The sequence below is a fragment of the Amycolatopsis silviterrae genome, from assembly GCF_042684085.1.
Classification (GTDB): Bacteria; Actinomycetota; Actinomycetes; order Mycobacteriales; family Pseudonocardiaceae; genus Amycolatopsis; species Amycolatopsis silviterrae.
Window position 1 is genome coordinate 396,842 of record NZ_JBHUKS010000018.1, and the last position, 9,153, is coordinate 405,994.

9 protein-coding genes are annotated in these 9,153 nt (G+C 69.8%); 1 reads left to right on the forward strand and 8 read right to left on the reverse strand.

The window, feature by feature from the left end:
• Nucleotides 1-103: 103 nt before the first annotated feature.
• The 8 genes from ACFSVL_RS27180 to ACFSVL_RS27215 all read right to left on the reverse strand — a co-directional run bounded on the left by ACFSVL_RS27180 (nt 104) and on the right by ACFSVL_RS27215 (nt 8,228).
• The gene (locus ACFSVL_RS27180) at nt 104-820 is read right to left on the reverse strand and encodes an LPXTG cell wall anchor domain-containing protein (RefSeq protein ID WP_378308383.1); all 717 of its coding nucleotides are present in this window, start codon (nt 818-820) and stop codon (nt 104-106) included.
• Nucleotides 821-1,110: 290 nt separating this feature from the next.
• Nucleotides 1,111-2,655, reverse strand: a complete 1,545-nt coding sequence (locus ACFSVL_RS27185; RefSeq protein WP_378308384.1) for an amino acid permease — start codon at nt 2,653-2,655, stop codon at nt 1,111-1,113.
• Between the two features lie 78 nt (nt 2,656-2,733).
• Nucleotides 2,734-3,648 carry a cation diffusion facilitator family transporter gene (locus ACFSVL_RS27190; protein ID WP_378308385.1) on the reverse strand — a complete coding sequence of 305 codons (915 nt, stop codon included), beginning with the start codon at nt 3,646-3,648 and terminating at the stop codon, nt 2,734-2,736.
• A 94-nt stretch (nt 3,649-3,742) separates the two neighbouring features.
• Complete coding sequence (manA, locus tag ACFSVL_RS27195) at nt 3,743-4,975, reverse strand: mannose-6-phosphate isomerase, class I (RefSeq protein ID WP_378308400.1); 1,233 nt, start codon at nt 4,973-4,975, stop codon at nt 3,743-3,745.
• Between the two features lie 82 nt (nt 4,976-5,057).
• Nucleotides 5,058-6,143, reverse strand: a complete 1,086-nt coding sequence (locus tag ACFSVL_RS27200) for a hypothetical protein (protein WP_378308386.1) — start codon at nt 6,141-6,143, stop codon at nt 5,058-5,060.
• 2 nt (nt 6,144-6,145) lie between these two features.
• Nucleotides 6,146-6,373: a Trm112 family protein gene (locus ACFSVL_RS27205; protein ID WP_101437810.1), complete on the reverse strand. Its 228-nt coding sequence runs from the start codon at nt 6,371-6,373 to the stop codon at nt 6,146-6,148.
• Between the two features lie 68 nt (nt 6,374-6,441).
• Entirely contained in the window at nt 6,442-7,797 is a 1,356-nt protein-coding gene (locus tag ACFSVL_RS27210) for a phosphomannomutase/phosphoglucomutase (protein WP_378308387.1), read from the reverse strand.
• Nucleotides 7,798-7,874: 77 nt separating this feature from the next.
• Complete coding sequence (locus ACFSVL_RS27215) at nt 7,875-8,228, reverse strand: DUF3499 domain-containing protein (protein ID WP_378308388.1); 354 nt, start codon at nt 8,226-8,228, stop codon at nt 7,875-7,877.
• A 116-nt stretch (nt 8,229-8,344) separates the two neighbouring features.
• On the opposite strand from ACFSVL_RS27215, the gene ACFSVL_RS27220 reads away from it, so the two are divergent.
• Nucleotides 8,345-8,773 carry a metallopeptidase family protein gene (locus ACFSVL_RS27220; protein ID WP_182890259.1) on the forward strand — a complete coding sequence of 143 codons (429 nt, stop codon included), beginning with the start codon at nt 8,345-8,347 and terminating at the stop codon, nt 8,771-8,773.
• Nucleotides 8,774-9,153: the final 380 nt, after the last annotated feature.

Here is a 9,153-nt window from a genome sequence, read left to right on the forward strand (position 1 = left end):
CCGCCCTGCGGTTCGGGGGTGCTTGTCAAGGCATCTTTCCCGCCTTGACAAGCACCCCCGAACCGTCAGCACACTCGGGCTTCGGGGTGCCCCACCGCAACCGTCAGTTGCTCCCCCGACGACGCAGCTTCAGCAGCACCAGCAACCCACCACCAGCCACAATCAACACCCCGGCGATCCAGAACAGCCAAGCGTTGTCGAACCCAGTGTTCGCCAACCCCCCACCGGTCCCATTCTGATTCCCAGCCGGAACCACAGCCGGAGCACTGGTGGTAGCAGGCGCGGAAGTCGCCCCACTCGGAGCCGAGGACGTCGGAGCACCCGGCGTAGTGGTCGGAGCCTCCGAAGTCGGCTGCCCCGGAGTCGTGGTCGGCGTCTCCGAAACCGGCGGCTTGGTCGGCGCGGTCTTGGTGCCACAAGCGAACCAGTGGCTGATCGTCGGCACCTGGTCGCCGTGGTTGAACGGCGAGCGCAGCTTCTCCCACGGCGGCGTGGCCGACATGCCCTTCTTGCCCGGCACGTACACGTTGTAGCCGGGGCCGCCCTTGACGACGATCGCGGTGACCGTGACGCCCTCGCGCACGGCCGTGACGTTCAGGTACTTGTCCTTCGCGGTGCCGCCGGTGACGGTGAGGTCGCCCTCGGCGAGCAGGTCGCCGGGCACCTTCGCCTGGACGCACGTGGTCGCGTTGCCCTCGACCGGCTTCGCCCGGTCGTCGTCCGTGGTGCAGGCGAGCGCCGAGGTCGCGGTGCCGAGCAGGGCGAGTCCGGCCACCGCGGCGACCGTGAAACCGGCGCGCAGTCTGGTGCTGATGGGCATGGAGTTACTCCTCAGGGAAAAATCCGAACGGGGGATAAGACACGCGGAGAACTGCGACCCTCCGTAGGAACCCCGACCACTGTTCGTGCGAATTACCCGAGAGTGATTAACCCGTCAGAGGGAAGACGACGCGGAGGGTATCGCACCCTCCCGAACCCTTCCCTGGTGGGCCCGGGCCGCCGCCCGAACCGAGATCCGCGAGTTGCGCATCCGTGACCACCGGCTGTCCGGCCACGCGAAACGGCCCGCCGCCCACAGGGGGCGACGGGCCGTTAAGCAGCTAAAACAGGTCAGTCGGCGACTGGCGGCGCGGGTTCGGAAACCACCCCGCCCTGCTCCACGCCCGACTGCCGCTTCCCGAGCAGCGAATGCCGCCGGCTGTAGGCGAAGTAGATGACCACGCCGAGCACCATCCAGGCGACGAACCGCAGCCAGGTCAGCACGGTCAGGTTCAGCATCAGCCACAGGCAGGCCAGGATCGCCAGCGGCGCGATGACCCACACACCCGGCACGCGGAACGCGCGCGGCAGGTCCGGGCGGCTCTTGCGCAGCACCAGCACACCCGCGGACACGAGAATGAACGCGAACAGCGTGCCGACGTTGACCATTTCCTCGAGCTTGTCGGCCGGGAAGAACGTCGCGCCCGCCGCGACCAGCGCACCGACCACGAGCGTCGCGCGCTTCGGCGTCCCGCGGTCGCTCGTCTTGGCCAACGAACGCGGCATGAGGCCGTCGCGGGACATCGCGAAGATGATCCGCACCTGGCCGAGCATCAGGACCATGACGACGGTGGTCAGACCGGCCAGCGCACCGACGGAGATGACGTTCGCGGCCCAGTCGACGCCGTTCGCGGAGAACGCGGTGGCGAGCGTCTTGTGGCTGCCGTCGCCAGCGGAGGTCGAAAGCTCGGTGTAGGGCACCATGCCGACGACCACCAGCGACACGGCGACGTACAGCACGGTCACGATCGCCAGCGAGCCGAAAATGCCGCGCGGCACGGCCTTCTGCGGGTTGCGGGTCTCCTCCGCGGTGGTCGCGACGATGTCGAACCCGATGAACGCGAAGAACACGATCGACGCGCCGGCCAGCAGCCCGAAGATGCCGAACGAACTGCTGCCGCCGCCCGCGATGAGCGAGAACAGCGACTGGTCGACGCCGCTGGAACCGGAACCGGCCGGCTTGCCCTCGGGGACGAACGGCGTGTAGTTGCTGGATTTGATGTAGAAGAAGCCGAGGATGACGACGAACAGCACGACGGCGACCTTGATGCCGGTGATCACCATCGAGAACCGCGAAGACAGCTTCGTGCCGAGCACCAGCAGCGTCACCAGCGCCGCCACGACGATGAACGCACCCCAGTCGATGCCGAAACCGCCGCCGAGATCGATCGACGTCTTGGTTCCCTTGCCGAAGATGTACTCCAGCACCGTCTGCAGATAGGACGACCAGCCCTTGGCGACCGCGGCGGCGCCGACGGCCAGCTCCAGGATCAGGTCCCAGCCGATGATCCACGCCATGAACTCGCCGAAGGTGGCGTAGGAGAACGTGTACGCGCTGCCCGCGACCGGGACGGTGGAAGCGAATTCGGCGTAACACAACGCCGCGAGCGCACAGGCGATCGCCGCGATCACGAACGCCACGGACACCGACGGACCGGCGAAGTCGCCCGCCGTGCGCGCGGTGAGCGTGAAGATGCCGGCTCCGATGACCACCGCGACGCCGAAGACCGTGAGGTCCCAGGCGCTCAGGTTTCTGCGGAGTTTCGTCTCCGGCTCATCGGTGTCCGAAATGGACTGCTCGATTGACTTGGTGCGCCACAACCCAGTGCCGGGCAACGTTGACCTCCTGCGGTGACCTTCGTGGGGACCGGGCGCCACCCTAGCGTGTCAGTTGGGCGCCAGCTGCCCGGACAGTCAGCGCGCCTCGCGGTCGAGGTCGGGTTCCAGGTAGATCAGCGTCGCGACGGGGACTTTCGCGCGCACGCGGGCCTCGGCGTCGTCGATCGCGCCGGCGATCGCGGCGGTGTCGAGACCGGGCACGAGCGCGAGCTTCGCGGCGACCAGCAGCTCGTCCGGGCCGAGGTACTGGGTGCGGATGTGGATGACGCGCTCGACCTTGCCCGCGGCCAGTTCGTCCACAATGGTCGCGAGATCGGTTTCGGTCGCGCCCTCGCCGATCAGCAGGCTCTTCATCTCCACGATCAGGATGATCGCGATGACCCCGAGCAGCACGCCGATCAGGACCGTGCCGATGCCGTCGAACACCGGATCGCCGGTCAGCACCGACAACCCGACCCCGAGCAGCGCGAACACGAGACCGAGCAGCGCGCCGGAGTCCTCCAGCAGCACGACCGGCAGCTCGGGCTCCTTGGCCTGGCGGATGAACCGCCACCAGCTCGCGTTGCCCTTGATCTTGCGCGACTCGCCCATCGCGGTATAGAAGCTGTAGCCCTCAAGGCAGATCGCGACGACCAGAATGATCACCGCGACGACCGGCGTCTCCAGCGGCTGCGGCTCGATGATCTTGTGAATGCCCTCGTACAACGCGAACGCCGCGCCGAGCGTGAAGAGCATGAGCGCGACGATGAACGAGTAGAAGTACCGATCCCGGCCGAAGCCGAACGGATGCTCACGGGTGGCGCGCCGTTTGGACGTCTTCTGCCCGAGCAGCAGCAGCCCCTGGTTCGACGTGTCGGCCAGCGAGTGCACCGCCTCGGCCAGCATCGACGACGACCCGGTGACCACGAAGCCGACGAACTTCGCGACCGCGATCCCGGCATTGGCGGCGAGCGCCGCGATGATCGCCTTGGTTCCCCCGCCAGTTGACACTTGCCCGCTCCCTGCTCGCGCCCGAATTGCCCGGTGGGAGCCTAGAGGAGCCTTCGCGGCGGGGAGCACCGGACCTGACAACCGGCAGGTCAGATCACAACTCGCATGCCCCGGCAGTAGCCCGGAACAGCTGCGTCCGCACCCCGCCCACCGGCCGGATCCGCACCGCCGGGTCCGCAGCCGGCAGCCACACCGACTGCCCCCGCCGCAGTTCCACCTGCTCGCCGTCCGACGCGAGCACCAGCAGATCCCCTTCGGTGCACAGCAGGATCTGCGGCCCGGCCGAATCGACCTCCAGCTCGGCGTCGTCACCCGCAGCCCATTCGACCCGCGACAGTTCGAACTCCGGGGCGTCCGTGTGGTAGACCGCCATCCGCTGACCGGCGCATTCTCCGTGCTGCACCGGCATTTCCCCGCACGCGAAGTCGACCACGCGCAGCAGCTCCGGCACGTCCACGTGCTTGGGGGTGAGACCGCAGCGCAGGATGTTGTCCGAGTTCGCCAGGATCTCCACCGCGGTGCCGTGCAGGTACAGGTGCAGGTTCCCAGCAGGCAGGTAGATCGCCTCGCCGGCGCGCAGGGTCAGGCGGTTGAGCAGCAGCGCGGCCAGCACCCCGGCGTCGCGCGGGTGGGTCTCGCCCAGTTCCAGGATCGTGCGGCATTCCGTCGCGAACTCGCCGTGGTCCTGGACGTGCCGGACGCACGCGTCGAGCACCTCCGGCAGCAGTTCGTCCAGCGCGGACTGCGGCAGCGTGATCCACGTGGTGAACAGCGCGCGCAGACCGGCCGGGTCCGGCTGTGCTTCCAGCAGGCCGGTGTACTTGCCCAGCCCGGGGGTCTCGATCGCCTTCAGCAGCTTGACCGTGCGGTGCGGGTCGCGGAAGCCGGCCAGCGCGTGGAACTCCGTCAGCGCGCAGACCAGCTCCGGCTTCGCCGTCGGGTCCGGGTAGTTGCGGTTCGAGGCGTCGCGCGGGATGCCCAGCTTCTCCTCGCGCGCGTGTCCTTCCGCCGCCTGTGCCGCCGACGGGTGCGCCTGCATCGACAGCGGCTCCTCCGCCGCCAGGATCTTCAGCAGGAACGGCAGCCGGTTGCCCCAGCGCTGTGCGCAGTCCTCGCCGAGCTGGCCGACCGGATCGGCGTCGACGAGTTCGAGCAGGCTCAGTTCGGTGCCGTCCGGGCCAAGCACGTGCGACGGGTCCCCCGGGTGCGCTCCCATCCACAGCTCGGCTTCGGGGTGCGGCGCCGGCACCGGACGGCCCTGCAGCTGCGGGATGGCCGTTCGCGATCCCCAGGCGTAGGGCCGTACGGCGTTGCGCAACAGCTCCACTGTCAACTCCCAATCCTTCCCGTCGGCACTGGGCCGACGCACGCGGCGGCGGAACCGCCTGCCCGCGTTCCCCCCTGCTCCCTCAGGCGGAGGCCGGTTCGTATCTCCCGGCCCCGCCGATGCTGCCCGCCGCCAGTCCCAGGTACACCGCGGCCAGCTCGAACCGCAGCGCCAGCACCGCGGCCCGGACGATCTCGTCCGCCTCGATCTCCTCGGCGGGCGCGATCAGGTCCGCGCCGGGCAGGAACTCCTCGGCCTGGTACCGGGCGGCCTCGGTGGCCGGACCGGTCCGCACCGACAGCAGCAGCACCCGGGTGGCGACTCCACCAGGAGAGTCGTCCGGATCGGCGAAAATGTCTCGCTCCACGCCGCCCGATTGTGCGACCCGGCGCAACGCCGGGCGGGCCAGCGCCTGCCGGTAGTCCTCAACATCGCACACCAGCGCGGCGTGCGCGGCGAACGCGTGCGCCGCGTGCTCGCCGACCGCCACCGCGACCGGGTCGAGCCCCCACAGCAGCGGCACCCGGTCCGCGACCCGGAGCGCGAGCGCCTTCGCCGGATTGGCGAACGACTCGCGGGCCAGGTAGTCCTTCTCCGCTTCCAGGTCGAGCTGGTCGGCGAGCGCCTGCACGTCCGCGATCAGCAGGCCGAGCGCGTTCGCGGTGAGCAGCCCGGCGGCCAGCCCGCGCGGGAACGCCAGCTCCGGCGGCACCGGGACGCGCGGCGCGAGCAGCACGCCCTTGCCCGCCACTGACGCCGCGACCGGCCCCTCCGCCGGCGCGGACAGCACCACCGACGCGCCGAACCGGGCGGCGCGCTCCAGCGAAGCGGCCAGCTCGCGGTCGCCCGCGTCGTCGGTGTGCGCGAACACCACGTCCAGCGCACCGATCCAGGCAGGCACCGATTCGGCCACCACGACCGGCACCGGGCACGACGGCGTGAGCAGCGCGGCCAGCAGCCGGGTGAGCGTGCGGCTCACCCCTGGCCGGTCGATGAGCACCAGCGAACGCGGACGGCCGACGTCCAGCCGTTCGCTCAGCTCCAGTTCGGCTGCCGCCTCCGCGGTGGCCCGCACCTGCGCGCCCGCCATGGCGGCAGCGCGCAGCAACCCCGCGCGGTCGGCGTCGGCCAGCCGCGCGGAGTCGTCGAGCAGGGAATCGTCAAGCATGGTCAAGCACTGTCGCCGTGGTCAGCGTCGGGTCCGGCCGAGCCGGGCAGCGTCGCCTCGTCGAGCAGCAGCACCGGGATCCCGTCGCGGACCGGGTACACCCGGCCGCATTCGGTGCAGGTCAGCGCGTCGGCCTCGGCGTCGTCCGGGGTGCCGGGGCGCAGCGGCGCGTGATCCGGCGACGGGCACGCGAGGATCTCCAGCAGCTGTGCGTCAAGCGTGATGGCCATAGTTCCTCCATACCACGCGTCGTTGGGGAGTTGAGGGCGCCTTCCGGACACAATCCGGCGCCAGCCGGTCAGGCTCGGACAAGGGCGAGCACCTCGGCGGTGAGCGCTTCGACGGCGGCCCGGTCGGCGGCCTCCACGTTGAGCCGCAGCAGCGGTTCGGTGTTGGAGGGACGCAGGTTGAACCACGCGCCGCCGGGAAGCTGCACGGTGAGCCCGTCCAGCTCGTCGATCTCGACGCCGGACTTGCCCGCGTACGCGTCCTTCACCGCGAGCATCCGCGCGACCTGGTCGCTGACCGTCGAGTTGATCTCGCCGGACGCCGCGTAGCGCGAGAAGTCCTGGGTGAGCGCGGACAGCGGGCCGTTCTGCTCGCCGAGCGCGGCGAGGACGTGCAGCGCGGCCAGCATGCCGGTGTCGGCACGCCAGAAGTCGCGGAAGTAGTAGTGCGCGGAGTGCTCGCCGCCGAAAATCGCACCGGTGCGGGCCATCTCGGCCTTGATGAAGGAGTGCCCGACCCGCGTGCGCACCGGCTTGCCGCCGTGCTCGGCGACGATCTCCGGCACTCCCTTCGACGTGATCAGGTTGTGGATGACCGTGCCGCCCGGCTCCTTCGCCAGCTCGCGCACCGCGACCAGCGCGGTGATCGCGCTCGGCGACACCGGCTCGCCGCGCTCGTCCACGACGAAGCAGCGGTCCGCGTCCCCGTCGAACGCCAGCCCGGCGTCCGCGCCGACCTCGCGCACCTTGGCCTGCAGGTCCACGATGTTGGCCGGGTCGAGCGGGTTGGCCTCGTGGTTCGGGAAGGTGCCGTCCAGCTCGAAGTACATCGGCACGACGTCGATCGGCAGTCCCTCGAACACGGTCGGGACGGTGTGCCCGCCCATGCCGTTGCCGGCGTCGACGACGACCTTGAGCGGCCGCGAGCCGGACAGGTCGACGAGGTTGCGCAGGTAGGCGGCGTAGTCGCTGAGGACGTCGCGCTCGGAGACGGAGCCACGCTGGCCCTCGAAGGCGGGGACGCCCTGCTCGACGGTGTCGCGGATCTCAGCGAGGCCGGTGTCCTGCCCGACCGGGGAGGCTCCGGCGCGGCACATCTTGATGCCGTTGTACTTGGCGGGGTTGTGGCTCGCGGTGAACATCGCGCCCGGCAGGTTGAGCGAACCGGAGGCGAAGTAGAGCTGGTCGGTGCTGGCCAGGCCGATCGACACCACGTCGAGGCCCTGGGAGGTCACCCCGTCGGCGAAGGCCGAGGACAGCTCCGGCGACGAATCGCGCATGTCGTGGCCGATCACCACGGCCGGCGCCTCGGGTTTGATGAGCAGCGCGAACGCGGCCCCGAAGTCCCGGACGAGGGCGACGTCGAGCTGCTCGCCGACCACGCCGCGAATGTCGTAGGCCTTCACGATGCCCGAAAGGTCTGGCACGCCTTCTCCCCGCCGCTAGTTTTCGTGGCGGCGCCCGTTCGCGCCGCGGGCGAAAGCCTACCGGGCGGGAGGAGCGCTCAGGCGTGCCCCGGGAGGACGCGCAGATGGCCGCGCCTGCCGGAGGGACCTTCCGGCTCGGGTTGCGCGGCGGGCACGTCGGAGCGACCGGCCTCGCGAACCGCCTCGGCCAGCGCGGTCAGCTCGTCGGCGGACTGCTCCGGGGCGGCGAAGGCCCCCTCGTGCCGCACGACTTCCCAGCCCTTCGGGACGGTCAGCCGCAGCGCGTGGGCCTCGCACAGGTCGTAGGAATGCGGTTCGGAAGCGGTGGCCAGCGGCCCGACGACCGCGGTCGAATCCTGGTAGGCATACGTGAGCGTGGCGACAGCGGGTTCGAGGCAACCCGTTCGCGAACATTTCCGTACGCTCCGCACGATCCGAAACGATAGCGCGTCGCCGCAAGCGAAGTACCGGCGACACGCGCGTCCCCCTGGCGACCGCATAGACTTGGGCGGTGGCGACGGCTCGTGACTACCGACAACGGCAGCGAATGCGACGGGACCGGCACGGCCGGGGCCTGCGCGGGACGCTCTACCCAGCGTCCCTGCCCGCAGCGGCGAGCCGGGCGGAGCGCTTCGACGCCCTGGTCCTGGACGCACTGGAGCCCATCGAGGCCCGCTGGCGGCACGAGCTGACCAAGCTGGACGTAGCGGTAGACGACGTCCCCGAAGTCCGCATGGACGGCCGAGCCCCCGCAGACGGCGTACTCCACGACGGTGCCGTGCCGCTATCACGCCTGGTCCCAGCCGGAGTAGACCGCACCGGCCTGCCGACGCGGGCACGGATCGTCCTGTACCGGCGACCACTGGAAGCACGTGCGAAAGACCCGTCGGAACTGGCCGACCTGGTCCACGACGTGCTGGTAGAGCAGGTCGCGGGCTATCTAGGCGTAGAACCAGACGTCATCGAAGGCGACTGACCGGCAACGAGGTCCGTGCGGGGCCCTAGATCCCCATGCCAGCGACCTAAGCCGGTGACCTCAGCCTGCCGACCGTCCATAAAGGACTCCCCGGCAGATGAAATGCCCGATTAATCCCAGAATGCCCGTTGATTCAAGTCTGTGAGGGGAACCCTGAGGGACTCTGATTCCCTCAGGGTTCCCCTCACGACCAACTGCCACCGCGGAGTCCGTGAGGGGCCCCTTCACGTACTTAGATTCCCTCAATGAGTCCTTCACGGACCGAACCCGCCCTCCGGGGATGCACCCAATGTGGCGTTCGTTGCGTCAGACGCACCCAATGCCACATTGGGGGTTTTTCATCCTGTTGGTGCTGGTCAGGTGGGGTTGACGGTGGCGGG